The sequence below is a fragment of the Marinobacter sp. CP1 genome, assembly GCF_001266795.1.
Taxonomy (GTDB): Bacteria; Pseudomonadota; Gammaproteobacteria; order Pseudomonadales; family Oleiphilaceae; genus Marinobacter; species Marinobacter flavimaris.
This window is the reverse complement of sequence record NZ_CP011929.1, coordinates 246,728-272,094: the sequence shown is the minus strand read 5'-3', so window position 1 is coordinate 272,094 and position 25,367 is coordinate 246,728. Positions and strand designations below refer to the sequence as shown.

Genomic DNA, 25,367 nt, shown 5'->3' with positions numbered 1-25,367 from the left:
TGCCGCGGGCCCTGTTACATCAAGGGCGGACCGGCGGCCAGACGAATCAGACCCTTCTGGGGTTTGATCCTTTCGGTCTGAGACCAACGCCGACGATCCGGCTGCCTGTGGGCAGGGAGAGGTCGTGTAAGGTTCGTGTCTGTTGACGCATGTTATCCGTTTTCAGGTTCACTCAGGTGCCTGGGTCTCACGTCGTATTCGTATGCTGGACGGCCCGGCCCTGGGTGGCAGTGATTCTTCGCGATGTCGCCCGCGGTTTTCCGCGCGGTTTTTCTCTCTCCCGGGTACAGGATGCAGCCTTTCGAAGATCTGTCCTGGTCCTCCGGGAGCATTTCTCTCGCCGTTCCCGGTAGTGATTGGGTGCACGGCGTTCAAACTCTCGAATAGTGTCGGTATACTTCTGCCGCTCCGGCTTCTGACTTGAGTTGGTCAGGCCGTAGACAAACGGCAAAGCACGCCGGAATATAACAGTATTCATGCAGCCGTTCAATCCTGCAGTCACTCCAGTAGCCAAGGAACTTCATGTCTCGAAAGTCTGCGAGCAGAAAGCCAGCCCAACCGCGGCCCGAGAGGGCAAAAAAAGCCAGCAGTGCCGGCAGTGAGAGTCAGGCTGTTCGTGGAGAAGTCCGTCAGGGCGTCCAGTGGGTTACCGTGGACGAAGACAACGATGGTCAGAGGGTGGACAACTTCCTTCTTGCCCAGCTTCGCGGTGTGCCCAAGAGCATTATTTATCGTGTTATCCGCAAGGGCGAGGTTCGGGTCAATAAAGGGCGGGTCAAGCCGGATTCCCGTGTGAGAACCGGTGATCAGGTGCGTATCCCACCGATCACCCGAAAGGAGAAGCCTGATCAGGTGGCGCCCGGCTCCCGGGTGCAGGGCGTGATGGAATCCGCGGTTGTTTTCGAGAACGAGCAGATGCTGGTGGTCAACAAACCGTCCGGTATCGCCGTACACGGCGGCAGCGGCCTGAGTTTCGGGTTGATCGAGGTGCTTCGTTCCGCACGCCCGGCGGCAAAGTTTCTGGAGCTCGTTCACCGTCTGGATCGGGATACGTCCGGACTGATCATGGTGGCCAAGAAGCGGTCGGCGCTTCGGTACCTGCAGGATGAGCTGCGCCAGAAACGAATCCGCAAGCATTACCATGCGCTGGTCGCCGGCGACTGGCCGGCCAGCGTTGACCGGGTGGATGTGCCTCTGCTGCGCTACGAGATGCCCAATGGCGAGCGTCGGGTGAAGGTTGACGCTGCCGGCAAGGCCTCGCTGACGACATTCCGCTGCCTCGAGCATTACGCGGGCTACAGCCTTGTCGAGGCGTCGCCAATTACCGGTCGTACACACCAGATCCGCGTGCACAGCGCCTGGGCCGGTCATCCGATTGCGGGTGACGACAAGTATATGGATGATGTCAGCCTCAAGGCGTTCCGGTCCATTGGCGGGCAAAGGCTGATGCTGCATGCGCGGACCCTGGAGTTTACCTTGCCGGTCTCGGGTGAGGCTGTGCGCCTTGAGGCGCCTTACGACGATGCATTCAATGACGTGCTCAGGAAACTTTCCGGGCGTCTTAAAGGAAACGATCAATGAACGTCAGAGTAGTAATTTTTGACTGGGACGGGACCCTGGTGGACTCGGTTGAGCATATTGCTGACAGCCTGCATCAGGCGGCAACCGAGCTGGGCTTTCCGGCCCTGGAGCGTGAGGCGTACCGGGATATTATCGGGCTTGGCATGGTCGAGGCGTTGGAGAAGCTTTATCCCGGTATCAGTCGGGAAGAAATGAACAGGATTCGCGACGGATACGGACGCTATTTCTTCAGCAAGGTGACAACGCCGCAAAACGTGTTTGACGGTATGGCCGATGTGGTCGCAGATCTGCGAGGATCCGGTCGCAGTTGTTCTGTGGCAACCGGCAAGAGCCGGCGCGGCCTGGACTTTGCGCTGGCCTCCAGCGGTCTTGGCGACCACTTCGAGATCACCCGTTGTGCCGATGAGACACGCTCCAAGCCCGATCCCGCCATGCTTGAAGAGATTCTTCGTTTCTATCGCATTGAGCCCGAGGAAGCAGTGATGATTGGCGATACCCGATACGATCTTGATATGGCCCGGCGTATCGGCATGCCCTCCATCGGCGTTGAGTGGGGTGTGCACAAGCGGGATGTGTTGGGTGAATATTCGCCCCATGCCATTGTTGAATCCGTGCCAGACCTCCGGCGGGTGCTGGGGCTGTAAACAGACCGAATTCATTGACGTTGCTGACAGGATGCGCACATGAGTGACTGGGAATCTGACAAGTCTGCCGATTGGGGTGACAAACCGGTGGAGCCTGAAAAAGAAAGTAAGCCGTTTTTCGGGCGAAAGTCGCCGAAGCTTCCGCCCGAGTCCGGACGTGACTGGAAGCTCATCGAAAAACTCGTCATGTCACTTCAGTCTGAGCAGCGCAAGAGCCGGCGCTGGGGTATCTTTTTCAAGTTCCTGACGTTTGGTTACCTGATTGCCTTGCTGTTTTTGATCAAGTTTCCCCTGGGCGATTCACTGGAGGGTGTAACCGGCAAGCACACGGCTCTGGTAGAAATAAACGGTCCGATCGCTGCCGACGAACTGGCCAGTGCAGACAATATTGTAGGTTCTCTGCGAACAGCCTTCGAAGAGCCAAACTCGGTAGCAGTGATTCTGCGCATCAACAGCCCGGGGGGCAGCCCGGTGCAGTCCGGGTATGTCTACGATGAGATCAAGCGCCTGCGGGAGGAATATCCCGAGAAAAAGGTCTACGCCGTTATCTCGGACATCGGCGCTTCCGGAGCCTATTACATTGCTGCGGCAGCGGATGAGATCTATGCCAACCGGGCCAGCCTTGTGGGCTCGATTGGGGTGGTGGCTGGCGGTTTCGGCTTTACCGAGGTTATGGAGAAGATCGGCGTGGATCGCCGTCTCTACACGGCCGGTGAGAACAAGGCGTTCCTTGATCCGTTTTCGCCGGAGCAGGAAGAGGAAGTCACTTTCTGGCAGAGTGTCCTGGAAAACACCCACCAACAGTTTATCGAAGCGGTCAAGCAAGGGCGTGGTGATCGCCTGGCGGATGATGAGCGCCTGTTCAGCGGGCTGGTCTGGAGTGGCGAGCAGGCCGTTGAGCTTGGCCTGGCTGATGGGCTCGGCAGCGCATCACACGTTGCCCGGCAGATCATAGGTCAGGAGGAACTGGTGGACTACAGCCGTCGCAAATCGCCGTTCCAGGATATTGTTGATCAGCTTGGCGTCGCCTTTGGCGAGGGTTTTGCCAGTCAACTGGTCGAGTCCCGGCTCGAGCTTCGGTAATGCCTTATGAGGCAGGCCGGTTTTCCAGCAGGGGATTCCGGCCCCATTGCCTCAGCAGATCGTTCAGGGCAATAAGAGGGAGGCCCACCAGGCTGTTCGGGTCCCGGCCCTCAAGGGCCTCGAACAGAGTAATACCGAGGCCTTCCATCTTGAAGCTGCCGGCGCAGTCATAAGGTTTCTCCCGCAGTAGGTAGGCTTCTATCTCCTCATCAGCCAATTCCCGGAACTTGACGTTAAACGGCTCGCAAAGGCTGTCGATCTTGCCGGAATCGGAGTCGAGCAGCGACAGGCCTGTAAGAAACAGTACCCTGTGACCACTGCTCTGGCGTAACTGCTCTGTCGCCATTTCGTGGTTGCCGGGCTTGCTCAGTACCGAGCCGTCGGGCAGGCAGGCGACCTGGTCCGAGCCGATGATCCAGTGGCCGGGGAACCGGTCCGCCAATTCGCGGGCCTTGCTCTCGGCCAGACGTGTCGCCAGGGCCTCCCCGGTCTCGCCTTGATAGGGTGATTCGTCGATATCCGGGCTTGCGCAGGTGAACGGCAAGCCAAGCCGCTCCAGGAGCTCTCTCCGGTACGGTGATGAAGACGCCAGTAAAAGCGGTTTTGGAGGCATTGATAGAGTCCTTTAAGTACCTGGCCGGTGCATCTGTTGTGCGATTATCGTAAATTACACCTATCTGCACTGGAACCCCCGTGAAAAAGCAACGAAGTCTTTGACAGCGGCCGGCTGCGCCCCTAAAATTGCGCGCCTATGTCAAACGCGTCCAACGCCGAGTTGCCCAAATCTGTTGATCCTTACCGGTTAGCGGAACATAACAGCACACTGGAGGGAGTGATTCCCATCAGCGGGCTTGGCCGTTTTCGGGAATCCGTTCTCGGGTTTTCGGAAGGCGCTGCGTGCCGGGTCAAACTGTCTTTTTTTATGGATGGTGAGCGTCGTCGCGTTGTTTCGGGCGAGCTGGCGGCCCCGGTTGATCTGGAGTGTCAGCGGTGCATGGGCGCCATGAGCGTGACTCTGGTCTCCGAGTTCAAGCTGGGTCTTGTTACCAGTGACGAGCAGGCGCAACAGCTGCCGAAAGAACTCGAGCCGTTTTTGACCGATGATTTTACGGCGGACCTCTGGTCGATGGTGGAAGACGAGCTGTTGCTGGTTTTGCCGCCGTTTCCGCTGCACGAACGGGACCAGTGTCCTGCCCGGGAAGATCTGGAAGCCTACGAGCCTGACAGCTCCGGGGCAGAGCCGGTGAGAAAGTCGGGTGAGAATCCGTTCAGTGTCCTGGCGGATCTCAAGAAGACAAAGCATTAACCGGGCGTGGGTCGTCCCTCGGGAGACCGGCGCACATTTAACGAACAGACGTTACTTATTCAGCAATTCAAGTTTACGTTAACAGGTCAGGAGCATAATCATGGCTGTACAGCAAAACCGTAAGACCCGTTCCAAACGTGGCATGCGCCGTTCACACGACGCCCTGAGCGCCGCTGCTCTGAGCACCGATGCGACTACTGGTGAAGTTCATCGTCGTCACCACGTGTCTCCGGACGGCTTCTACCGCGGCAAGCAGGTAATCGAAGCACGCGACGAGTAATCTCGTTGCCGCTATGCACCGTCCCGAATCGGATGGCAGAACGGTGAAGCCGGTCACCATCACGATTGATGCAATGAGTGGCGACCGCGGCGCTGCCGTCGTGGTTGCCGCATCGCTGCGAGCGGTGCGTGAAAACGAAGCCTTGAGCATCGTTCTGGTGGGAATCCGGAGCGAGCTCGAGGCTTTGTTGCGTGAGGGGCACGCCCGAATTCGCATTGTCGAGGCGGCAGACGTTGTTCGGATGAACGAGCGCCCCTCCCACGCTCTCCGCCACAAGAAAAACTCTTCCATGGCCATCGCCCTGAGTCTTGTCCGCGATGGCGAGGCCCAGGGCTGCGTCAGTGCCGGTAACACCGGTGCATTGATGGCGTTCGGGCGCACCATTATCCGCATGTATCCGGGTATCGAGCGCCCGGCTATTGCCAAACTGATTCCCTCGCTCAGGGGGCGCTGTCACGTCCTTGATCTCGGCGCCAATGTCGACTCAACCGCCGAGAATCTCTATCAGTATGCCCTGATGGGGTCCCTGATGGCCTCTGCGATCTGCAGCCAGGCGGAACCAAGGGTCGCTCTTCTGAACGTCGGTGAGGAAGAGATAAAGGGCAATGAACAGGTGCGGCTGGCGTCTCATATGCTGGCCCAGTGCGATACCATCAACTACATCGGTTATGTGGAAGGTAGCGATCTGTTCCGGGACGTCGCCGATGTGCTCGTCTGTGATGGCTTTGTCGGCAATATAGCCCTGAAAACCGGCGAGGGTGTTGCCGGTCTCCTCATAGAGCTGATGGAACAGGCCTTCACACGAAATCTCTACGGCCGACTGGTCGGCCTGCTGGCCCGTCCGATTATCGGTCGGCTTCTGCAATTGATGGATCCTTCCCGACACAACGGTGCCAGTTTGCTCGGTCTCCAGGGCGTGGTGATCAAAAGTCATGGCAACGCCAATGAGCGGGCCATGTTGTCGGCCATTCGACAGGCCGTTCGGGAAGTTGAGCTGGAAGTACCCCGCCGTATCAACGAGCGTCTCGACGATCTCATGCTTTGAGTGCCTGAGACTAAAGTCTGTCCCGGTTTGGCCACGCATTCGCGGATAATTGGCCTAACTTGTACTATTGGCTAATCTCACGTAACCACCCAATGACGATAAGATCCCGCTTATGAAATCAGCCTTTATTTTTCCAGGACAAGGGTCGCAATCGGTGGGCATGCTTTCGGCTGCCGCTGAAGCCTGGCCCATCATCGACAGAACCTTTTCCGAAGCCTCCAATGTTCTCGGCTATGACCTCTGGGATCTCTGCCAGAAGGGGTCGGCGGAGGAATTGAATAAAACCATGGTGACGCAGCCTGCGCTCCTGACGGCCAGTATTGCCCTCTGGCGGCAGTGGTTTGTTGCCGGCGGTTCTTCTCCCGATTTTCTCGCCGGTCACAGTCTGGGAGAGTACAGCGCCCTGGTGGCGGCAGAGAGCCTCGATTTTGTTGAAGCGGTCAAGCTGGTTCGCCTGCGTGGTGAGCTCATGCAGGACGCTGTGCCGGCTGGAGAAGGGAAGATGGCAGCCATCCTTGGTCTTGAGGATGATGCCGTTGTGGCAGCCTGTCAGGATGCGGCACAGGGCGATGTGGTATCTGCGGTAAACTTCAATGCCCCTGGTCAGGTGGTTATTGCTGGCTCGGCAGCCGCAGTTGAACGGGCTATTGAAGCCTGCAAGGAAAAAGGCGCGAAGAAGGCCATGCCATTGCCTGTAAGCGTGCCATCCCATTGCGCACTTATGAAAGGCGCCGCGGAGGAACTGGCGAAAGCGTTGGAGGATGTTCGCTTTAATGATGCTGTCATCCCGGTTATACAAAATGTTAACGCTGCCGCCGAGACCGAATCCGCTACACTGAAGGCCAACCTTCTCAAGCAGCTTTATTCTCCGGTGCTCTGGACGGACTCTGTGCGTGCCCTCGTTTCCAATGATGTCGAAGTTGCAGTCGAGTGCGGCACTGGAAAAGTTTTGGCAGGGCTGGCCAAACGTATCGACCGGGCTTTGGCCGTTCACAGTATCGAAGACCCGGATTCGCTGGCGAAGGCGCTGGACGCTTTCGGTCAGTCCTGAAACGAAAGGGAGTTATTCATGTCTCTGGAAGGTAAAACCGCACTGGTCACCGGTGCTACCCGCGGTATTGGTCAGGCCATTGCCCGTGCGCTGGCCGCGCAGGGTGCCGAAGTTGTCGGAACAGCAACCAGTGAAGCCGGTGCAGAATCCATCACCAACGATCTCCAGTCGGCCGGTTACAAGGGTTACGGCATGGTCATGAACGTTGCAGACCCTGCCAGCATTGAAGCCGGTTTGAAGGAGCTGACGGAAAAATCGGGGGCGCCCCTGATTCTGGTCAACAATGCCGGCATTACCCGTGATAACCTCCTGATGCGGTTGAAAGATGATGACTGGGCCTCGGTTCTGGAAACCAATCTGTCCAGCGTCTATCGGACCAGCAAGGCCGTGCTTCGTGGGATGGCCAAGGCCAAATGGGGCCGGATTATCAATATCAGCTCCGTGGTTGCCGGTATGGGCAATGCGGGGCAGGGCAATTACTGCGCCGCCAAGGCCGGGGTTGAAGGGTTTACCCGAAGCCTGGCCAAGGAAATGTCGAACCGCGGTATCACTGCAAATTGCGTGGCTCCCGGATTTATTGACACGGATATGACAAAAAAACTGGACGACAAGCAGCGTGGGGCTATGCTGGAAATCATACCCGCGGGTCGTCTGGGTGAGCCGGAAGAAGTGGCAGCCGTGGTTGCCTTCCTGGCATCAGATGCAGCCGGATACGTGACGGGTGAAACCATCAACGTGAACGGCGGAATGTACATGGGATAAGCCCCTTTCGGGGTCTGTGCGCAACCCCTTGTCGCACAACATGTTTATCAGAATCCCTGCTTGTTTGCAGGTAGGGTTTAAACTAAACTGGCAGCACTAGAGTTGCTTGGTTGACACACAAAGTGAGGACATTATGAGTACAGTTGAAGAGCGCGTGAAGAAGATCGTTTGTGAACAGTTGGGCGTTAAAGAGTCCGAAGTTCAGAACTCATCTTCTTTTGTAGAGGATCTTGGCGCTGACTCACTGGACACCGTTGAGCTGGTTATGGCACTTGAAGAGGAGTTTGAAACCGAGATTCCTGACGAGGAAGCCGAGAAGCTGACAAGTGTTCAGGACGCGATCGACTACATCGTCGCGCACACCTGATACTCTGCATTTAAGAAAGCCAGGCAAAAAGCCGTCCTTGTGAAATAGCGAGGGACGGCTTTTTTATTGGCCGAAAATCAGGTTCAATCGGCGTTCAGATTCATTCGGACAAGATCAGGTGCAACAGGTTATGACTAAACGGCGAGTTGTCATCACAGGTATGGGCATGCTGTCGCCAGTCGGCAATAGCGTGGAGTCGTCCTGGGAAGCGATTCAGGCCGGGCGCAGCGGGATCGGTATGATCGACCGCTTTGACGCGTCTGCCTATAACACCAGAATTGGTGGGGCCATTCGGGATCTGGACATGGAGTCCTACCTGTCCCCGAAGGATGCCAGAAAGCTTGATGCCTTTATCCATTATGGCCTGATTGCTGCGCAGCAGGCAGTTGACAGCAGTGGGCTGGAGTCGTTTGAGAAGCTTGATCGGGAGCGAGTAGGTATTGCAATCGGCTCCGGGATTGGCGGCCTTGAGTACATAGAGAAGAGCGTCCTGACCATGGACAAGTCGGGGCCCCGAAAGGTTTCCCCGTTTTTCGTGCCTGCTTCTGTCATCAACATGATCTCCGGCAATGCCGCGATCCGTTTCGGATACCGTGGCCCCAACATTGCGATCGTGACAGCCTGCACTACCGGCACCCACAACATTGGTTACGCGGCCCGCACGATTGCCTATGGCGACGCCGATGTCATGCTGGCAGGTGGCTCGGAAATGGCGACGACGCGTACCGGTATGGCTGCGTTTTCGGCTGCGCGGGCTCTGTCTACCCGTAACGATGAACCGGAAAAGGCCAGCCGCCCCTGGGATAAAGACCGGGACGGCTTTGTGCTCAGCGATGGCGCCGGTGTCGTTGTGCTTGAAGAGCTTGAACACGCAAAGGAGCGGGGCGCCACCATATACGGTGAAGTTGTCGGTTTTGGTATGAGCGACGACGCCCACCACATTACAGCGCCGCCCGAAGATGGCGAGGGCGCCGCCCGATCCATGGCGAACGCAGTTCGTGATGCTGGCCTTGATCTGGAAGAAATCGACTACATCAACGCCCATGGAACCTCCACCCAGGTTGGTGACGTGGCCGAAGTGGCTGCAGTTCGTCGGGTGTTCGGCGCGCATGCCGAAAAGCTGGCCATGAGCAGCACCAAGTCCATGACAGGTCACCTGCTTGGAGCTGCTGGTGCTGTGGAAGCGATCTTCTCGGTTCTGGCCATTCGGGATGGGGTCCTGCCGCCCACCATCAATCTGGACAATCCGGATGAGGGTTGCGATCTGGACCTTGTGGCACACACGAGCCGTAAGGCGGATGTGCGGGTAGCCCTATCCAACTCCTTCGGGTTCGGTGGTACCAACGGCACCCTGATTTTCCGTCGCTACGAAGGCTGACCCCCGCCGTGTTTCGTCTTTTCTGGGCTGACGACGGTGGCTTGCCCGCCAATGACCGGGGTCTGGCCTATGGAGACGGGCTGTTTGAAACCATTCGGATGTCCGGTCAGAAGGGGGTTCTGCTATCCCGCCACCTGGAACGAATGGCGCGCGATGCCGGCCGATTGGGTATCGAGGTGTCGCGCAAAGAGCTCGCCAGCGTTTGCGTCGAGGCGGGGCAACGTTTTGCGGACCGCTTCAAGGGCGAAGGCTGGGTTCTGAAGCTGACCCTGACCCGCGGCAGTGGCGGTCGGGGGTATCGCCCTGATCCGGGGATGGAGCCCAATTTGCTGGTTTCGGCATCGGCTTTGCCGCCGACACCGGACCCTGATGGTGTCGCCGTTGATTTCTCCAAGGTAACTCTGGCGGTTAATCCGTTATTGGCCGGGGTCAAGTCGCTGAACCGGATGGAGCAGGTCCTGGCGGCCGCCGAGCTCAAGCCATCGCTGTTCGAGGTCATCATGGCCGATCGTGAGGGAAGCCTGGTTGAAGGCACTCGTACCAACATCCTGCTGCGGCACGCTGATGGATGGGTGACGCCGCCGGCGTCGAGTCTGGCGGTTGCCGGTGTTCTCAGGCAGTGGCTGCTGGAGCGTCTGAGGCAGAGAGGCGAACCGGTAACAGAGCGCCCCGTCACTGTGCCCGATGTACTGGGTCCCGATTGTCAGGGAATGTTTCTCCTGAACAGCGTTCTGGGCATTGTTCCGGTTCTCACTATTGCCGGCCATCATTTGCCTGTGGATAGCGGACTTGCGACAATCTTCAATCCTCTCGAAACACTGGAATAAATCGTTTGCTCAAGAAGTTATTGCTTGCGTGCGTTTGTGTCGCCGTCCTCGCGTCTGCGGGATCCGGGCTGTGGGTATGGCAGGGGCTACAAGGCTTGAAAAAGCCGGTGGTGCTTGAAGAACCTCTTCTGTTTGACGTTCCCCAGGGCAGTTCATTTATTGAAGTCGTTGGTCGACTCGAAGCTGAGGGGTTGGTTTCAGACCGGCTCTGGCTGAGGTTATACGGTCGGCTGGAGCCCGAGCAGACGCGGATCAAGGCCGGTCAGTACGAGTTTCTTGATGGCATGAGCCCCAGGGACATGATCGGTGTCATGGTGTCGGGAGACACCAAGCACTGGTACGTCCAGTTTATAGAAGGCTGGACCTTCAAGGATATGCGAGCCGCTCTGGCGCAGGCCGAGCGACTTCAGAAAATCACCGGCGAGTGGACCAGCGAGCAGGTCATGGCGGCAGTTGGAGCCGAGGGTGAGCATCCCGAAGGAAGATTCTTCCCCGATACCTACGCCTTTACCAGTAGCGAGACCGATCTGGATTTGTTGAAGCGTGCCTTCAACCGGATGGAGACAGTACTGGCCGAGGAATGGGCGGCTCGGGAAGAGGGGCTGCCCTATGACAATCCCTACGAAGCCCTGATCATGGCATCTATCGTAGAACGCGAAACCGGTGCGCCCCATGAGCGGGAGCAGGTGGCAGGGGTGTTCGTCCGCCGTTTGCAGAAGGGAATGCGACTGCAGACCGACCCCACGGTTATCTACGGTATGGGTGACAGCTATCAGGGCCGGATCGGGCGTAAGGACCTGCGCACGCACACGCCCTACAACACATACCGAATCAATGGCTTACCTCCGACTCCCATCGCCCTGCCTGGCCGCGAAGCTATTCATGCGGCCCTGCACCCGGATGACGGTGATGCCCTGTACTTTGTTGCCCGGGGAGATGGCACCCACAAATTCTCGCGCACGCTCGCAGAGCATCAGAAAGCCGTACGTGAGTTTCAGTTAAACAGGCGTGAAGACTACCGCTCTTCACCGGCGCCAAAAAACAGTGATTCTGATGAGGATGCCGGATGAGAGTACGAGGGCAGTTCATAACCTTCGAAGGCACGGAAGGGGTTGGCAAATCGACCCAGCTGACGAATGCAGCCGACACGCTCGCTGGACTGGGCGTCGATTATATCGTCACCCGTGAGCCGGGTGGCACGCCCATGGCTGAGGCTGTTCGCGAGCTTTTGCTGGCGCCCAGGGATGAACCGGTCAACGAAATCACCGAGTTGCTGCTGATGTTTGCCGCCAGGGCCCAGCATCTGCATACCCGAATCCTGCCTGCGCTTGAGCAGGGCCAGTGGGTCTTATGCGACCGTTTCACCGATGCGACCTTTGCCTACCAGGGCGGGGGGCGTGGTGTTCCGGAGGAGCGAATTGCGCTTCTTGAAACACTGGTTCAGGGTGATATCCGCCCAGACCATGTTATTGTCCTTGATGCCCCCGTGGACACCGGGATGGCCAGAGCCCGAAAGAGGGGCGACCTCGATCGTTTTGAACAGGAAGATCTGGAATTCTTTCAGCGAATCAGGGAGACCTATCTCGCTCGCGCCATGGCCCAGCCCTCCAGGTATCACGTGATTGACGCTGCACGCCCGCTGGCCGAGGTTTCCGGGCAGGTTTCGGGATTGTTGAATCACTGGTTAAGCCGTTCACAGGCTGACTGAAACCTGTGAGTTTTCTCTCGAGTTTCAGTTCCATTCGTGCACTTTCTGTAATGTTCTGCTTTAATTGAGGAACATTCTCAGTTAAACGCTGGCAGTTTTAATGGTTAACGCGAAACTTCTGAAGCTTCCCATGGCCGCGCACCAGCACCGGCATGAACACCACCAGATTGTCATCGGGGTGCGTGGCGAAGCCGAGTTGAGCGTCGATGGCGCCGGGGCTCAACTGGACACTTGGAGAGCTTATCTGGTGCCCACGGAAGCCCGCCACGATTATCGCGGTAACGACAAGAATCATGTTCTTGTGATCAATCTTGATCCGCTTACTCCGGCCGTCAACTCGCCAGCACACGCCGATTACGAGCGCATGATGCGGGTTTTTGAAAAGCCGCGGACCCTCCAAATGGACAGTCGTTTGCACGGGCTGGTTCAGTTTGCCGCCGGCGAGTTCGACCGGGCACCGGATCATATTACGCTCCAGCAACACCTTGCTTCGAGCATTCTGTACTGCATGGCCGATCGTATTACCGAAGGCCGTTCGTTCTCCTCAAACCGGAATGCCATCAGCCCTGAGGCAGTCCGTCGTTACATTCTCAAAAATCTCCACAAAAAGATCACCGTCGAAGATATGGCAGGAGAGGCTTGCCTGAGTGTTAGCCGTTTCCATGAGGTGTTCAAAGAGTTGGCAGGCATAACGCCCCACCAGTTCCTGTTACAGACACGCCTTGATCAGGCCGCTACCCTCCTTTCCAAAACGACCCTTACGGTGTCTGAAATCAGTTACCGAACCGGTTTCTCATCTCAAAGTGCACTGACAAATGCACTGCGTAAATACAAAGGGACTACGCCCTCACGACTGCAGGTTGGTGACCGAGTGGCCTGATTTGGCATGCCGGTTTCCCAGTCCCGTAGGATTGTGCAAAAGAATCGTAGGATTTCGTAAGCCCGGAATCCGTACTAATACTAAGTTATAGCGACTGAGCCCCGGTCTCATGCATGCGTGCGGGGCGCGAGTCGCAAATCTTCTTTGTGTGCTCAGGTTCAGGAAGTTGTTACAAGGAAAATTCCTGCTTCATTCGAGATGGAACTTGGAAAGAAAAGAAGAATAGTGCAGCGAGTTGGCGTCAGGTCAGCCATGTGCTTTGCGAGCGGACCTGGTCCGACTCATTAAACCGGAGGAGCCCCTATGGCTATTGGTGTTTGGATAAGTCTCTTTTTATATTTCGCGCTCATGATTGCCATTGGCGTTTTCGCAATGCGCAGAGCGACGTCTTCCTCTGAGGACTATATGTTGGGCGGTCGCGCCCTGAGTCCAAAGGTGGCAGCGCTTTCCGCTGGTGCTTCTGACATGAGTGGCTGGTTGCTCCTGGGTCTGCCCGGGGCGCTGTTTGCGTCGGGTTTGGGATCGGCCTGGATCGGTATTGGTTTGCTCGTGGGGGCATTCTTCAACTGGACACTGGTCGCCCCGCGTCTTCGTGAACAGACGGTTCACTATGGCAATGCGATTACTATCCCGTCTTTCCTGGCGAACCGTTTTCCGACACAGGCCCTGTCCCTGCGTACGGTGTCGGCCATCGTCATCGTGATCTTCTTCGCGGTTTATACGGCATCCGGCCTTGTCGCCGGTGGCAAGCTGTTCGAAAGCGCGTTTTCCGGCATTTTCAACTTTGGTGGTTTGAGCGATTACGCCGTAGGTATTGTGATCACCCTCGGTGTGGTTCTGGCATACACCGTGGTGGGCGGTTTCCTGGCGGTGAGTCTGACCGACTTTGTTCAGGGCTGTATCATGATGCTGGCGCTGGTCATCATGCCGGCGGTTGTGCTCTTTGGTGAAGGCGGCGGGGGTTTTGCCCAGGCGTCGCAAACACTGAATGAGGTCGATCCCACCTTGCTGTCCTGGACGGAAGGGCTGACCTTCATCGGCTGGCTCTCTGCGGTTACCTGGGGCCTGGGTTACTTTGGTCAGCCCCACATCATTGTGCGTTTCATGGCCATCCGCACTCTGAAAGATGTACCGGTTGCCCGGAACATCGGGATGAGCTGGATGCTGATTTCCCTGATCGGCGCGATTTCACTGGGTGTGTTCGGTCGCGCGTACGCCATCCGAAATGGCATGGACGTACAGGATCCGGAAACCATCTTTATTATCCTGTCAGACATGCTGTTCCATCCGCTGATTACAGGCTTCCTGTACGCGGCCCTGCTGGCGGCGGTGATGAGTACCATCTCCAGTCAGTTGCTTGTGTCGTCTTCGTCGCTTACAGAAGATTTCTATCGCCTGTTCCTGCGTAAGGAAGCAAGCGACAAGGAATGCGTGAATATTGGCCGTGTGTGCGTTGTCCTCGTCGGCCTTGTCGCTGCCGTCATCGCATCCGATCCGAACTCTCAGGTTCTGGCTCTGGTGGCTAACGCGTGGGCCGGCTTCGGTGCTGCATTTGGCCCGCTGATCATCCTTTCACTGATGTGGCCGCGCACCAACGGTGCCGGGGCCATCGCAGGTATGGTTGTCGGTGCAGCCACCGTTATGATCTGGATTTCACTGGGCTGGAACGGTTCGTTCATGGGTGGTCCAGGTGTTTACGAAATCATTCCCGGTTTCATTGCTGCCTTCATTGCCATCCTGGTAGTGAGCTCGGCAACCGCCGATGCCGGAGAATACCAACATATCGAACGGTAAACAGAGAACGCGCAAAACGCGTTGTCAGAAGTGAAAAGGACTCCTCCGGGAGTCCTTTTTTTGGTCATAATGATTCCGGATCGGGGGCTTCCTCCTTTCGAATCCTCCAATCTTCGATGGAGCGCACTGAGTGACTGTTCTGGAAATCGTGGCTTTACTGTCGATCGGGGGCATTGCCGGGTTTATAAACGTTCTCTCTGCCGGCGGTTCCATGCTGACCCTGCCCTTGTTGATGTTTCTGGGTCTGCCGCCCCAGGTCGCCAACGGCACGAACCGGGTGGCGATAACCCTGCAGAGTATCACTGCCGTAGGCAGCTTCTACCGAATGGGGCATGGCAACCTTGTTGTCAGTCTGCACCTGGCGATTCCGGCGGTTCTGGGCTCTCTGGTGGGTGCCTGGGTCGCTACCTGGGTCTCCGACACCGTGTTCGAATGGGTCCTGGTGTCGGCCATGATCGGCGCTTCCGTCTTCATGTTGTTGCCACAGCCGGTTCTCAATACCCGTCCATTGACGCCCGAGCGCCTTGGCCCGGCTGTCTACCTGGCGATGTTTGTTGTTGGCATGTACGGCGGATTCATCCAGGTTGGTGTCGGTGTGCTTTTCCTTGTGGTGCTATACCACATGCTCAAGATCGACTTGCGCCAGGTGAACGTGCTCAAGGTCTCGATCGTGTTGCCGTTTACCTTTGCTGCACTGGTGGTGTTTGCCCTCAACGATCAGGTGCGCTGGGGCGTGGGCCTGACCCTGGCACTGGGCAACGTTACCGGCGCTTTCATTGCTACCCGGGTCAATATGAGCAAACGCGGCGCACGCTGGATCAAGGGGATAACCCTTGTCATGGTGGCTGCGATTCTGGTGAGGCTGATTATCTACTGATTGGAGGGGCATCCCGGGTGGGTAATCAGGCATAAAAAACGCCAGCCCGGGGGCTGGCGTTTCCGTGGAGCTAAACCCTGAAGGTCAGTGCTCAGGCGACATTCGCCTCAGCAGCCTTCTTGGTGTAGTTCTCCATCTGGTCGAAGTTGAGATACTTGTAGATCTCTTTCGACATGCTGTTCAGGTCCTTCGCGTACTCCATGTACTCCGCAGGGGAGGGGAGTTTGCCCAGAACCGCACCCACAGCCGCCAGTTCCGCAGACGTCAGGTACACGTTGGCACCATCGCCGAGGCGGTTCGGGAAGTTACGGGTGGAAGTGGACAGTACCGTCGACTTCGGAGCTACGCGTGCCTGGTTACCCATGCACAGGGAGCAGCCCGGCATCTCGGTGCGAACACCGGCGGTGCCGTAGGTGTTGAAGTAACCTTCTTCCATCAGCTGCGCCTGATCCATCTTGGTCGGCGGCGACATCCACAGACGCGTGCTCAGCGGGCCTTTGTGCTGCTCAAGCAGTTTGCCGGCGGCGCGGAAGTGACCGATGTTGGTCATGCAGGAGCCAATGAATACTTCGTCAACCTTGTCGCCAGCCACTTCGGACAGGAACTTGGCATCGTCCGGATCATTCGGGCAGCATACGATCGGCTCTTTGATGTCAGCCAGATCGATTTCGATGACGTGTGCATACTCGGCATCTTTGTCGGCACGCATGAGCTTCGGATCAGCCAGCCACTCTTCCATCTGCTGGGCACGACGCTCCAGGGTACGCGGATCGCCGTAACCCTCGGCAATCATCCAGCGCAACATGGTGATGTTGGAACGCAGGTACTCGGCCACGGAGTCTTCAGACAGGTTGATGGTACAACCCGCGGCGGAACGCTCGGCGGAAGCGTCAGACAACTCGAACGCCTGCTCAACGGTCAGGTGCTCAAGGCCTTCAATTTCCAGGATGCGGCCGGAGAATTCGTTGATCTTGCCTTTCTTCTCAACGGTCAGCATGCCTTGCTTGATGCCGTACAGCGGGATGGCGTGTACCAGATCGCGCAGGGTGATGCCGGGCTGCATTTCGCCCTTGAAGCGAACCAGAACGGATTCCGGCATGTCCAGAGGCATAACGCCGGTCGCCGCGGCAAACGCTACCAGACCGGAACCGGCAGGGAAGGAGATGCCCATCGGGAAACGGGTGTGGGAGTCACCACCGGTGCCCACGGTGTCCGGCAGCAGCATGCGGTTCAGCCAGGAGTGGATGATGCCGTCGCCCGGGCGCAGTGAAACACCGCCGCGGGTACGGATAAAGTCCGGCATGGTGTGCTGCATTTCCACGTCAACCGGCTTCGGGTAGGCAGCGGTGTGGCAGAAAGACTGCATAACCAGGTCAGCCTGGAAGCCAAGACACGCCAAGTCTTTGAGTTCGTCCCGGGTCATCGGACCGGTGGTGTCCTGGGAGCCTACGGTGGTCATGTGCGGCTCGCAGTAGGTGTTCGGACGAACGCCTTTGCCTTCTTCCAGGCCACAGGCCTTGCCAACCATCTTCTGGGCCAGGGTGAAGCCTTTGGTGCCGGCTTCGGGATCTTTTGGCAGGCGGAACAGGTCGGTCGCGCCCATGCCCAGTGCTGTGCGGGCCTTGGCAGTCAGGCCACGACCGATGATCAGCGGGATACGGCCGCCGGCCTGAACTTCGTCCAGGATCACATCAGACTTGAACTTGAACTCGGAGATAGTCTCGCCGGCCTCGTTCAGGATCTTGCCGTCATACGGGCGGATCTCGATAACATCGCCCATGTTCATGTCGTCGACGGGGGCTTCGAACACCAGGGCACCGGCATCTTCCATGGTGTTGAAGAAGATGGGAGCGACCTTGTTACCGATGCAGACACCGCCGGCACGCTTGTTCGGCACGCCCGGAATGTCGTCACCGAAGAACCACAGAACGGAGTTGGTGGCCGACTTACGGGAGGAACCGGTACCGACAACATCACCCACGAAGGCTACAGGCAGGCCTTTGGACTTGATCTCGTCGATCTGGCTCATGGGACCGGTAACGCCGGGCTCTTCCGGCTTCAGGCCGTCGCGTTCCATTTTGTAGGCAGCGCGGGCATGCAGCGGGATGTCCGGACGGGACCAGGCATCCGGAGCCGGAGACAGGTCGTCGGTGTTGGTTTCGCCAGTGACCTTGAACACCACCATCTTGGTGCTCTCTGGTACCTTCTTCTTATTGGTGAACCACTCGCCGTTGGCCCAGGATTCGATAACTGCCTTGGCAACCGGATTGCCAGCGTCCATCTTTTCCTTCACGTCGTTGAAGGCGTCGAACATCAGCAGGGTGCGCTTCAGCTGCTCACCGGCCAGCTCAGCCAGCTCGGAGTCGTCCAGAAGATCAACCAGGGTCGCAATGTTATAGCCACCCTGCATCATGCCCAGCAGCTTGACTGCTGTCGGCTTGTCCAGCAGCGGAGAGGAGGCTTCGCCTTTTACGATAGCAGTCAGGAACGCGGCCTTTACGTAGGCGGCTTCGTCGACACCCGGCGGTACGCGGTTTTCCAGGAGATACACCAGGGTGTCTTCCTCGCCGGCCGGCGGGTTTTTCAGCAGATCGACCAGAGCAGCAGTCTGCTCGGCGTTCAGGGGCTTGGGAGGAATACCCAGGGCTTCACGTTCGGCAACGTGTTCACGATAGGCTTCTAACACGATATGGACCCTCATCAGTTGGAATGTCCCGCGCCGTTGGCTTCATGCCTTGGCGGGAGGTTTTGGCGGAAAGGCCGCAGGAGCCTCTGAATAATGCCTCAAATCACCGATGGGGTTTCAGGGTTTATTCAGAGACTCCTTTATCTGGCGCTGCATTCTATAGGAAACCCCTTATAAAGTTAAGTTGGACAGAGGTCGGAGGAATCTGTTAAGTGCGCTATACTCGCCGCCCGCAAATCAACAACTGTATTCAACCATGAACGACGCCCTGCAAGAGATTCACAACTTCCTGCCGTGCCGGACCCCTCAGCAATGGATCGACAATGCCCTGGCGAACCAGGACCTGATGCTGATCGATCACGCCCATTGCGAAAAGAAGGCCGCCTCCACCGCGCTCAGCCTGATGTACCGGTACGTTGACAACACCGACCTGCTGAACAAGATGTCCCGGCTGGCCCGTGAGGAGCTCCGGCATTTCGAGCAGGTGCTCGCGATTATGAAAAAGCGCGGCGTGGACTATTGCCATCTTACCCCGGCCCGATACGCGGCAGGATTAAGACAGGAAGTCCGGTCAGAAGATCCTGGCCGCCTGGTGGATGTGTTGATTGTGGGCGCCATTATCGAGGCGCGCTCCTGTGAACGGTTTGCCGCGCTCGCTCCGTTCCTGGATGAGAAGCTGGCGGATTTCTACACCAGTTTGCTGAAGTCCGAAGCCCGGCATTACCAGGACTACTTGACTCTGGCCGAGCAGGCCGCTGGTGAACCGATCGCGGCCCGTGCGGAGGATTTTCTGGCCCTGGAGCGGGCGTTGATTGAAGATCCGGATCAGGAGTTTCGCTTTCACAGCGGGCCCATCTCAGCGTAACTGCCGACAAAGCTCTATCCAGGCATCAATTCCGGCGCTACGGTATTTCTGCTTGTGCAGGATGAAATAGAACTGCCGATCGAACTGACGGTGTTCCGGTACCGTCAGTGGCACCAGACTTCCGCGCTTGAACGCGTCGGCCAGCACCACTTCCGAAAGGCAGCCAATGCCCAGGTCGGCTTCCACTGCCCGTTTTATGGCCTCGGTGTGTTCCAGCTCCAGCAGCACATTCAGATCCGGCAACAGGCCGTGCATGCCCCGCTCAAAACTCTGGCGGGTTCCTGACCCCTGCTCACGCATGATCCAGGTGGCGGTGCGCAGGTCTTCATCCGTCAGTGATGTTTTTTGGGCCAGTGGATGGGTGGGTGAACAGAACACCACCAACTCATCTCCCCGCCAGGGCAATACATCCAGTTCTGAAGACTGCAATTCCCCCTCGATCAAACCAATATCCAGCTCGAAGTCCCTCACTCGTCTTGCGATGGTGCTGGTATTGGCGACTTCGAGGGAGACTCTGGGATGGGTAGGGGTATTCATGTATTGGGCCATGACCCCCACGGCCAAATAGTTCCCGATAGTCAGGGTGGCCCCGACTTTCAGGGCGCCCACCTCCGTGTGTTTGCTGAAGGCCTGTTCCAGCTCATTGGCCTGGGCAAGGACGGCCTCCACCTTGGGGCGGTAAAGCCGCCCCAGCTCGTTTAACTGGAGCCGTTTGCCAACGCGGTCGAACAGCTGGATGTCGAACTGGTTTTCCAGTTCTTTCAGCGCACTGCTGGCTGCCGATTGCGACATGGCCAGCGATTCGGCAGCACGGGTAATGTTCTGGAAATGGGCGGCTGCCAGGAAAACTTCCAGCTGTCGAAAACTGTACTTCATAACTTTTCGCTCTTAATCGGCTCACTCGAATAAGGTTATGAGAATATCCCATTTTCCCGATAGGTTAGTGTCGGGTTAGACTTAGCGCAATCCAAAATTGAATCATTCGCCGTAAGAAAGCGTAACGAACAGGCAAGAGGTTTACATGAGCAACCTGATTAAAGAGAAAGTTACCAGCGTCCATCACTGGAACGATACCCTGTTCAGCTTTACCACAAGCCGTGATCCGGGCTTCCGTTTCAAGAACGGGCACTTTGTCATGATCGGCCTGGAGACCGAGGGTAAGCCTTTGATGCGCGCTTACAGTATCGCCAGTGCCAATTACGAGGAAGAGCTTGAGTTCTTCTCGATCAAGGTCCAGGACGGCCCACTGACCTCCCGCCTTCAGAAAATCCAGGTAGGTGACGAAATTCTGGTGAGCCGCAAGCCGACAGGGACGCTGATTCTGGACAACCTTCTGCCCGGAAAGAATCTGTGGCTGATCAGCACCGGCACCGGTTTGGCGCCCTTCATGAGCATCATCAAGGATCCGGAAGTTTACGAAGCGTTCGACAAGGTTATTCTGACCCATGGCGTGCGTTACGTCTCCGAGCTGGCTTATCAGAAGGAGATCGAAGAGCTGCCGGAGAACGAATACTTCGGCGAAATGGTCCAGGGCAAGCTGGTTTACTATCCGACTGTGACGCGGGAAGACTTCCGCAACCAGGGGAGGCTGACCGATGCCATGGAGACCGGCAAAATCACCCGTGATCTGGACCTGCCGGATTTTGACCCGGAGAATGACCGGTTCATGATCTGCGGCAGCCCAAGCATGCTGAAGGACACCTGCGCCATCCTGAACAACATGGGCTTCAAGGAAGCCCGGGGCGGCGATATGGGTCATTACGTGATTGAGCGGGCGTTCGTGGAGCAGTGAGCTCGCGGGCTGAATCCGCCTCGAAAAAAGCCGGAGCGTGATGCTCCGGCTTTTTTGTGTTTGTATCTGACAGAATGGGTCGTATAAACGGCAAAGGGCTTTGGAGGCGGAGCAATGGCAGGACGGCAGTTAACGAAGAGAAACGTCATCAGCTTTTTGGTGGCACTGGCGGTCGGGGTAATTCTTGGCACCGTGGTTCAGACCCAACTAAATCTGTGGGCCCTTCAGGCTATGGGTGTAGCGGTTGGGCTTGACGCCCGCATTTCTGCCACCGGGCATGATCTGGTCTCTTTTGCGCCGCTCTACCTGCTCCTCTTTGGACTCGGTTTCCTTTTTTCCCAGGGCGCTGCGGCGGTCGTTTCCCGTTTCGTGGGGCGCGGACTACGGGTGCCACTGTTCGCCCTGGCCGGGGCATCCGGGCTGTGGGTTGCACTAGTGTTGGTTAATGCCCTGGCTCCCATGCCAACCCTGATTGCGGCGACCCGAACCGGGGGAGGTCTGCTTGCCATGCTGTTAACCGCCGCATTTGCCGGAGCCCTGTTCGCCAGACTTACTGCCAGGCCTGCCACCGGGGTCAGTAGCCACGCCTCAGGAACCCTGCTGGCCATTTGCCTGGCGGTTGGCCTCGGGGCGCTGCCAGGTCCGACACAGGCCCAGTCCTTGAGCGACTACACCGTCGAGACGTTGACTTCCGGGCTGGAGCATCCCTGGTCCCTGGCGTTTCTTCCCGGTGGTGGCGCCCTTGTGACGGAGCGGGCAGGGCGGTTGCGGATGATTTCAGAGGAGTGGGAGCTCGGCCAGGCGCCGATTACCGGAGTTCCGCCGGTTTTCAATGATGCTCAGGCAGGTCTGTTCGGTGTGCTGTTGTCGCCGGACTTTGAGAATAACCAACTGGTCTTTCTCGCCTACGCTTGCGGGACGGCCTCTGCGAATCACCTGTGCGTGGCCCGTGGTCAGTTGCAGGCGGAGGCCTTGACGGAGGTTGTCGAGATATTCCGTGCCAAGCCGGCCAAGGAAGGCAGCGCCCACTACGGTGGCCGAATGGCCTGGCTTCCGGATGGTACGCTGATCGTGACGCTGGGAGACGGATTTGACTATCGGGAGCAGGCGCAGAACCTGTCCAGTCATCTGGGCAAGATCGTGAGGCTGAACCCGGATGGCAGTGTTCCCGCCGACAACCCCTTCGTTGGCAGGGAAGGCGCTCTGCCGGAAATATACAGTTACGGGCACCGGAACGTTCAGGGGCTGGTGTTTGATTCCGTCGAAAACGTCTTGATTGCCCATGAACACGGCCCCCGCGGCGGTGATGAGATAAATATTATCGAGCCGGGACACAACTATGGCTGGCCCGTGATCACGCACGGCATCGATTACACCGGCGCCATGATCACGCCCTTTGTTGAGCGGGAAGGTATGGAGCAACCGTTGTTGCACTGGACCCCTTCAATTGCCCCTTCAGGCATGACCCGCTATCGGGGTGTGCTGTTTCCGGACTGGCAGGGAAACCTCCTGGTCGGCGCCCTTGCCGATAAAAGCGTTCACCGCGTCACACTGGAAGCTGGCGATGCAAGCGACGTAGAGAGTCTGTTCGAAGCAATGGGCGAACGGATCCGGGACGTGGCTACCGGGCCTGATGGGGCGGTGTATCTGCTCACTGACAGTGCGGATGGACGGATTCTGCGTATCCTGCCTTAGTCTCGGCTCTGGGGTCTTTGGGCCCGGCCAGTGTATAGTAGGCGGTTTTCAGAAAGAGGGAAGCCGCTATGTTTCATCTGGAACTGGAACCACGTTTCAGCGATACCGATGCCCTCGGGCATATCAGCAATACCACTCTGCCGGTCTGGTTCGAGCAGGCCAGGACGCCGGTTTTCCGTATTTTTCACCCGACCCTAGAAGCCGAGACCTGGCCGCTGATCATTGCACGACTTGAGATTGATCTGATGGCACAGAGCTACTGGCATATTCCGGTCAAGATCAAAACAGGTATCGGTAAGATCGGCAATTCCTCATTTCATGTGATTCAGGAAGCCTGGCAGGGCGACAAGCAGATTGCCCGGGGTGTTGCAGTGTTAATTCACTTTGATTACGAAATCGAGAAGGCACTGCCGATTCCGGATGACATAAAAGCCAGGCTGGCAGAACATGCGGTAGCGTGATCGCGCACAATTCTGACTTTCCCGGAGGCGCTGGTGTTTGGTAAATACCTTGTATTGCTCTCTCTGATGAGTGTTTTGGTGGTCACTGGTTGTGATTCCACTAATGAGGATAACGCGCCCGAATCAGATGGCCCACAGCTTACTTCACTGACTGGCCCGGATGTCGATGTCTCCCTGGCACTGACCTCCGCTCAGCTGGACTGGGTAGGCCAACAGATTTTCCGGAACGAGTGCGCAGGGCGTTTTCAGTGTCTGGTCCACTGGAACGACGGCGAGGCGTTTCCGTCATTGGGTATTGGTCACTTCATCTGGTATCCGGAGGGCGTTGAAGGGCGATTCGTGGAAAGTTTTCCGGCCCTTATGGAATACATGGAACAGCGTCAGGTCAATATTCCCGAATGGTTGCGAGCGCTCGAGCCTTTTGACGCTCCCTGGCGCGAAAAAGCAGACTTTCTGGCTGTAGACGATTCGCCACGAGTAGCAGAGCTGCGAGAGTTTCTGGCGGGTACCCAGGGGATCCAGGCTGAATTCATATTCCGTCGCGCCAGGCAATCGCTTGCAAAGGTTATTGAGGCAGCCCCGGATAACCAAAAGCCAGAGATCGCTGCCCGGCTGGAGTCTCTGAGCCAGACGCCCGGTGGCGTTTACGCCATCATCGACTATGTGAATTTCAAGGGCGAGGGGCTTTCGCCTACGGAGCGCTACGAGGGCCAGGGCTGGGGGCTGCTTCAGGTGCTTTTGGAAATGTCTGAATCACCAGATCAGAGCGCCCTTGTTAAATTCAGGGAAGCAGCTGACACCGTTCTGACGCGACGGGCAGCAAACGCGGAGAATCCCATCGAGCGGGAGCGCTGGCTGCCGGGGTGGCGGAAGCGCCTCGAGACCTACGCAGAGCCCCCAGTCTTCAAAATTTCGAAATAATTTTGCATAAAAACTAGTTCATTTCCCGAACCTTGTTCTACTTTTAATAGGCGCGGCCCTTGGTCTGCCTTTTTTTGGCGCATGGGGTTGGAGCGAAAGCGCCGAACTGGTGCATGAAATGGTATTACTTCGTTCCAGATTCGCCTGAAACGCACCGGTGATTGATAAAAATAATATAAATCATCGGCTTACGCCGAGTGGCTTGCAAATTGCTGATTACACTCGTCGCGATAAAACCAACTGATGTTCGGAGAAAAGACAATGAGAAAGACGAAATCGATTGCCCTGGGGATTGCTCTGGCCGTAGGTACGTTCTCGGCCACTGGTGCCATGGCAGCTACAACTCTGGAGAACGTCAAGGAGAAAGGTCACCTCCAGTGCGGCGTGACCAGCGGTTTGCCTGGCTTCTCGCAGCCTGATGAAAAAGGTAACTGGACCGGTATCGACGTGGATACCTGCCGCGCGGTTGCTGCAGCCATCTTCGGTGACGCAAACGCGGTTGAGTTTACTCCACTGACTGCAAAGGAGCGTTTCACCGCCCTGCAGTCGGGTGAAATCGACATGCTCTCCCGTAACACCACCTGGACACTGACCCGCGATGCGTCCCTGGGCCTGAACTTTGCCGGCGTGAATTATTACGATGGTCAGGGCTTTTTGATCAACAAGGGTATCGGTGTGGACGATGCCACCCAGCTGGACGGTGCCACCATCTGTATCCAGGCCGGTACTACCACCGAGCTGAACCTGTCGGATTACTTCCGCGCCAAGGGCATGGAATTCAAGCCGATCGTGTTCGACACCTCTGAGCAAACCGTTCAGGGCTTTGCGGCGGGTCGTTGCGACGTTCTGACCTCCGACCGTTCGCAGCTGGCGGCGCTCCGCTCGAAGCTGTCCGATCCGAGTTCAGCCAAGATCCTGCCGAACACCATTTCCAAGGAGCCCCTGGGCCCGGTTGTTCGCCAGGGTGACGATCAGTGGTTCAACATCGTCAAGTGGGTGCTCTCCGTGCAGATCAACGCCGAAGAGTTGGGCGTGACCAGCGCCAATGCCGACGACATGCTGAAGTCCGACAACCCGAATATCCAGCGCCTGCTGGGTACCGATGGCGACATGGGTGCCAAGCTTGGACTGCCGGATGACTTCGGTTATCAGGCCGTGAAACTGGTTGGCAACTACGGTGAAATGTATGACCGCAACGTAGGACCGGATACCCCGCTGGGACTGGATCGCGGAATCAACGCGCTCTGGACTGAAGGCGGTATCATGTATGCGCCGCCGGTCCGTTAAGACCTGAAGGCATACGGCGAAGTCTCCTGTGGGAGGCTTCGCCGTTATCTCTGATGCTGTAAACCACAGGGAAGCTC

25 protein-coding genes are annotated in these 25,367 nt (G+C 57.3%); 22 read left to right on the top strand and 3 right to left on the bottom strand.

The genetic code is table 11. The features are described 5' to 3' along the window. Positions 1 to 522: 522 nt before the first annotated feature. The 3 genes from rluC to ACP86_RS01250 are packed head-to-tail and all read left to right on the top strand — an operon-like array spanning position 523 to position 3,308. Positions 523 to 1,581 carry a 23S rRNA pseudouridine(955/2504/2580) synthase RluC gene (gene rluC, locus ACP86_RS01260; protein WP_053112400.1) on the top strand — a complete coding sequence of 353 codons (1,059 nt, stop codon included), beginning with the start codon at positions 523 to 525 and terminating at the stop codon, positions 1,579 to 1,581. Beyond that, positions 1,578 to 2,225 (top strand): HAD family hydrolase, encoded by a 648-nt coding sequence (locus ACP86_RS01255; protein WP_053112398.1) that lies wholly within the window; start codon positions 1,578 to 1,580, stop codon positions 2,223 to 2,225. The genes rluC and ACP86_RS01255 overlap by 4 nt, the downstream gene beginning before the upstream one ends. Before the next feature lie 39 nt (positions 2,226 to 2,264). Next, a complete protein-coding gene (locus ACP86_RS01250; protein ID WP_014577547.1) occupies positions 2,265 to 3,308 on the top strand; it encodes a S49 family peptidase in 1,044 nt (347 codons plus the stop codon). 4 nt (positions 3,309 to 3,312) lie between these two features. On the opposite strand, the gene ACP86_RS01245 is transcribed toward ACP86_RS01250, so the two are convergent. Continuing rightward, complete coding sequence (locus tag ACP86_RS01245; RefSeq protein ID WP_053112397.1) at positions 3,313 to 3,921, bottom strand: Maf family protein; 609 nt, start codon at positions 3,919 to 3,921, stop codon at positions 3,313 to 3,315. A 138-nt stretch (positions 3,922 to 4,059) separates the two neighbouring features. Between ACP86_RS01245 and ACP86_RS01240 the strand changes: the two genes are divergently transcribed. The 13 genes from ACP86_RS01240 to ACP86_RS01180 all read left to right on the top strand — a co-directional run bounded on the left by ACP86_RS01240 (position 4,060) and on the right by ACP86_RS01180 (position 15,583). Beyond that, positions 4,060 to 4,614: a YceD family protein gene (locus tag ACP86_RS01240; protein WP_008174965.1), complete on the top strand. Its 555-nt coding sequence runs from the start codon at positions 4,060 to 4,062 to the stop codon at positions 4,612 to 4,614. A 100-nt stretch (positions 4,615 to 4,714) separates the two neighbouring features. Then, complete coding sequence (gene rpmF, locus ACP86_RS01235; RefSeq protein ID WP_008174968.1) at positions 4,715 to 4,894, top strand: 50S ribosomal protein L32; 180 nt, start codon at positions 4,715 to 4,717, stop codon at positions 4,892 to 4,894. 43 nt (positions 4,895 to 4,937) lie between these two features. After that, a complete protein-coding gene (plsX, locus tag ACP86_RS01230; RefSeq protein WP_053115433.1) occupies positions 4,938 to 5,939 on the top strand; it encodes a phosphate acyltransferase PlsX in 1,002 nt (333 codons plus the stop codon). A gap of 112 nt (positions 5,940 to 6,051) precedes the next feature. Further along, a complete protein-coding gene (fabD, locus tag ACP86_RS01225; protein ID WP_053112394.1) occupies positions 6,052 to 6,990 on the top strand; it encodes an ACP S-malonyltransferase in 939 nt (312 codons plus the stop codon). Positions 6,991 to 7,008: 18 nt separating this feature from the next. Next, positions 7,009 to 7,752: a 3-oxoacyl-ACP reductase FabG gene (fabG, locus tag ACP86_RS01220; RefSeq protein WP_008174974.1), complete on the top strand. Its 744-nt coding sequence runs from the start codon at positions 7,009 to 7,011 to the stop codon at positions 7,750 to 7,752. A 133-nt stretch (positions 7,753 to 7,885) separates the two neighbouring features. Further along, complete coding sequence (gene acpP / locus ACP86_RS01215) at positions 7,886 to 8,119, top strand: acyl carrier protein (protein ID WP_008174976.1); 234 nt, start codon at positions 7,886 to 7,888, stop codon at positions 8,117 to 8,119. A 130-nt stretch (positions 8,120 to 8,249) separates the two neighbouring features. Further along, positions 8,250 to 9,497, top strand: coding sequence for a beta-ketoacyl-ACP synthase II (gene fabF, locus ACP86_RS01210; protein ID WP_008174978.1), 1,248 nt, complete (start codon positions 8,250 to 8,252; stop codon positions 9,495 to 9,497). Positions 9,498 to 9,505: 8 nt separating this feature from the next. Beyond that, complete coding sequence (pabC, locus tag ACP86_RS01205) at positions 9,506 to 10,324, top strand: aminodeoxychorismate lyase (protein WP_053112392.1); 819 nt, start codon at positions 9,506 to 9,508, stop codon at positions 10,322 to 10,324. 5 nt (positions 10,325 to 10,329) lie between these two features. After that, on the top strand, positions 10,330 to 11,394 hold the full coding sequence (gene mltG / locus ACP86_RS01200) for an endolytic transglycosylase MltG (RefSeq protein ID WP_053112390.1): 1,065 nt from the start codon (positions 10,330 to 10,332) through the stop codon (positions 11,392 to 11,394). Beyond that, the gene (gene tmk / locus ACP86_RS01195) at positions 11,391 to 12,032 is read left to right on the top strand and encodes a dTMP kinase (RefSeq protein ID WP_053112388.1); all 642 of its coding nucleotides are present in this window, start codon (positions 11,391 to 11,393) and stop codon (positions 12,030 to 12,032) included. Before mltG ends, tmk begins: the two co-directional genes overlap by 4 nt. A 100-nt stretch (positions 12,033 to 12,132) precedes the next feature. After that, positions 12,133 to 12,912 carry an AraC family transcriptional regulator gene (locus ACP86_RS01190; protein ID WP_053112386.1) on the top strand — a complete coding sequence of 260 codons (780 nt, stop codon included), beginning with the start codon at positions 12,133 to 12,135 and terminating at the stop codon, positions 12,910 to 12,912. 303 nt (positions 12,913 to 13,215) lie between these two features. After that, positions 13,216 to 14,706 (top strand): sodium/proline symporter PutP, encoded by a 1,491-nt coding sequence (gene putP / locus ACP86_RS01185; RefSeq protein ID WP_053112384.1) that lies wholly within the window; start codon positions 13,216 to 13,218, stop codon positions 14,704 to 14,706. A gap of 130 nt (positions 14,707 to 14,836) precedes the next feature. After that, on the top strand, positions 14,837 to 15,583 hold the full coding sequence (locus ACP86_RS01180; RefSeq protein WP_053112382.1) for a sulfite exporter TauE/SafE family protein: 747 nt from the start codon (positions 14,837 to 14,839) through the stop codon (positions 15,581 to 15,583). A 91-nt stretch (positions 15,584 to 15,674) separates the two neighbouring features. On the opposite strand, the gene ACP86_RS01175 is transcribed toward ACP86_RS01180, so the two are convergent. After that, positions 15,675 to 18,269, bottom strand: coding sequence for a bifunctional aconitate hydratase 2/2-methylisocitrate dehydratase (locus ACP86_RS01175; RefSeq protein WP_008174993.1), 2,595 nt, complete (start codon positions 18,267 to 18,269; stop codon positions 15,675 to 15,677). Between the two features lie 256 nt (positions 18,270 to 18,525). Here ACP86_RS01175 and ACP86_RS01170 point away from each other — a divergent pair, with 256 nt between their 5' ends. Then, positions 18,526 to 19,134: a tRNA-(ms[2]io[6]A)-hydroxylase gene (locus ACP86_RS01170; protein WP_008174995.1), complete on the top strand. Its 609-nt coding sequence runs from the start codon at positions 18,526 to 18,528 to the stop codon at positions 19,132 to 19,134. On the opposite strand, the gene ACP86_RS01165 is transcribed toward ACP86_RS01170, so the two are convergent. Further along, entirely contained in the window at positions 19,126 to 20,010 is an 885-nt protein-coding gene (locus tag ACP86_RS01165) for a LysR family transcriptional regulator (protein ID WP_008174997.1), read from the bottom strand. The two genes, ACP86_RS01170 and ACP86_RS01165, sit on opposite strands and share 9 nt — an antisense overlap. A 145-nt stretch (positions 20,011 to 20,155) precedes the next feature. On the opposite strand from ACP86_RS01165, the gene ACP86_RS01160 reads away from it, so the two are divergent. The 5 genes from ACP86_RS01160 to ACP86_RS01140 all read left to right on the top strand — a co-directional run bounded on the left by ACP86_RS01160 (position 20,156) and on the right by ACP86_RS01140 (position 25,290). Then, the gene (locus ACP86_RS01160; protein WP_008174999.1) at positions 20,156 to 20,926 is read left to right on the top strand and encodes a ferredoxin--NADP reductase; all 771 of its coding nucleotides are present in this window, start codon (positions 20,156 to 20,158) and stop codon (positions 20,924 to 20,926) included. Between the two features lie 114 nt (positions 20,927 to 21,040). After that, entirely contained in the window at positions 21,041 to 22,621 is a 1,581-nt protein-coding gene (locus ACP86_RS01155; protein ID WP_082220531.1) for a PQQ-dependent sugar dehydrogenase, read from the top strand. 68 nt (positions 22,622 to 22,689) lie between these two features. Continuing rightward, positions 22,690 to 23,082 carry an acyl-CoA thioesterase gene (locus tag ACP86_RS01150; RefSeq protein WP_053112380.1) on the top strand — a complete coding sequence of 131 codons (393 nt, stop codon included), beginning with the start codon at positions 22,690 to 22,692 and terminating at the stop codon, positions 23,080 to 23,082. A 33-nt stretch (positions 23,083 to 23,115) separates the two neighbouring features. Next, positions 23,116 to 24,003 (top strand): hypothetical protein, encoded by an 888-nt coding sequence (locus ACP86_RS01145; RefSeq protein ID WP_053112377.1) that lies wholly within the window; start codon positions 23,116 to 23,118, stop codon positions 24,001 to 24,003. Positions 24,004 to 24,264: 261 nt separating this feature from the next. Then, entirely contained in the window at positions 24,265 to 25,290 is a 1,026-nt protein-coding gene (locus ACP86_RS01140; RefSeq protein WP_008175006.1) for an amino acid ABC transporter substrate-binding protein, read from the top strand. Positions 25,291 to 25,367 lie beyond the last annotated feature (77 nt).

Excerpts from the sequence above, each read along its gene's own strand:
- ACP86_RS01140 (WP_008175006.1), top strand. The coding sequence starts at position 24,265 with ATGAGAAAGACGAAATCGATTGCCCTGGGGATTGCTCTGGCCGTAGGT.
- ACP86_RS01155 (WP_082220531.1), top strand. The coding sequence starts at position 21,041 with ATGGCAGGACGGCAGTTAACGAAGAGAAACGTCATCAGCTTTTTGGTG.
- fabF (WP_008174978.1), top strand. The coding sequence starts at position 8,250 with ATGACTAAACGGCGAGTTGTCATCACAGGTATGGGCATGCTGTCGCCA.
- ACP86_RS01165 (WP_008174997.1), bottom strand. The coding sequence starts at position 20,010 with ATGAAGTACAGTTTTCGACAGCTGGAAGTTTTCCTGGCAGCCGCCCAT.
- ACP86_RS01170 (WP_008174995.1), top strand. The coding sequence starts at position 18,526 with ATGAACGACGCCCTGCAAGAGATTCACAACTTCCTGCCGTGCCGGACC.
- ACP86_RS01240 (WP_008174965.1), top strand. The coding sequence starts at position 4,060 with ATGTCAAACGCGTCCAACGCCGAGTTGCCCAAATCTGTTGATCCTTAC.
- rluC (WP_053112400.1), top strand. The coding sequence starts at position 523 with ATGTCTCGAAAGTCTGCGAGCAGAAAGCCAGCCCAACCGCGGCCCGAG.
- ACP86_RS01190 (WP_053112386.1), top strand. The coding sequence starts at position 12,133 with ATGGTTAACGCGAAACTTCTGAAGCTTCCCATGGCCGCGCACCAGCAC.
- fabG (WP_008174974.1), top strand. The coding sequence starts at position 7,009 with ATGTCTCTGGAAGGTAAAACCGCACTGGTCACCGGTGCTACCCGCGGT.
- ACP86_RS01160 (WP_008174999.1), top strand. The coding sequence starts at position 20,156 with ATGAGCAACCTGATTAAAGAGAAAGTTACCAGCGTCCATCACTGGAAC.
- ACP86_RS01150 (WP_053112380.1), top strand. The coding sequence starts at position 22,690 with ATGTTTCATCTGGAACTGGAACCACGTTTCAGCGATACCGATGCCCTC.
- ACP86_RS01250 (WP_014577547.1), top strand. The coding sequence starts at position 2,265 with ATGAGTGACTGGGAATCTGACAAGTCTGCCGATTGGGGTGACAAACCG.
- rpmF (WP_008174968.1), top strand. The coding sequence starts at position 4,715 with ATGGCTGTACAGCAAAACCGTAAGACCCGTTCCAAACGTGGCATGCGC.
- ACP86_RS01255 (WP_053112398.1), top strand. The coding sequence starts at position 1,578 with ATGAACGTCAGAGTAGTAATTTTTGACTGGGACGGGACCCTGGTGGAC.
- tmk (WP_053112388.1), top strand. The coding sequence starts at position 11,391 with ATGAGAGTACGAGGGCAGTTCATAACCTTCGAAGGCACGGAAGGGGTT.
- acpP (WP_008174976.1), top strand. The coding sequence starts at position 7,886 with ATGAGTACAGTTGAAGAGCGCGTGAAGAAGATCGTTTGTGAACAGTTG.
- fabD (WP_053112394.1), top strand. The coding sequence starts at position 6,052 with ATGAAATCAGCCTTTATTTTTCCAGGACAAGGGTCGCAATCGGTGGGC.
- putP (WP_053112384.1), top strand. The coding sequence starts at position 13,216 with ATGGCTATTGGTGTTTGGATAAGTCTCTTTTTATATTTCGCGCTCATG.
- ACP86_RS01245 (WP_053112397.1), bottom strand. The coding sequence starts at position 3,921 with ATGCCTCCAAAACCGCTTTTACTGGCGTCTTCATCACCGTACCGGAGA.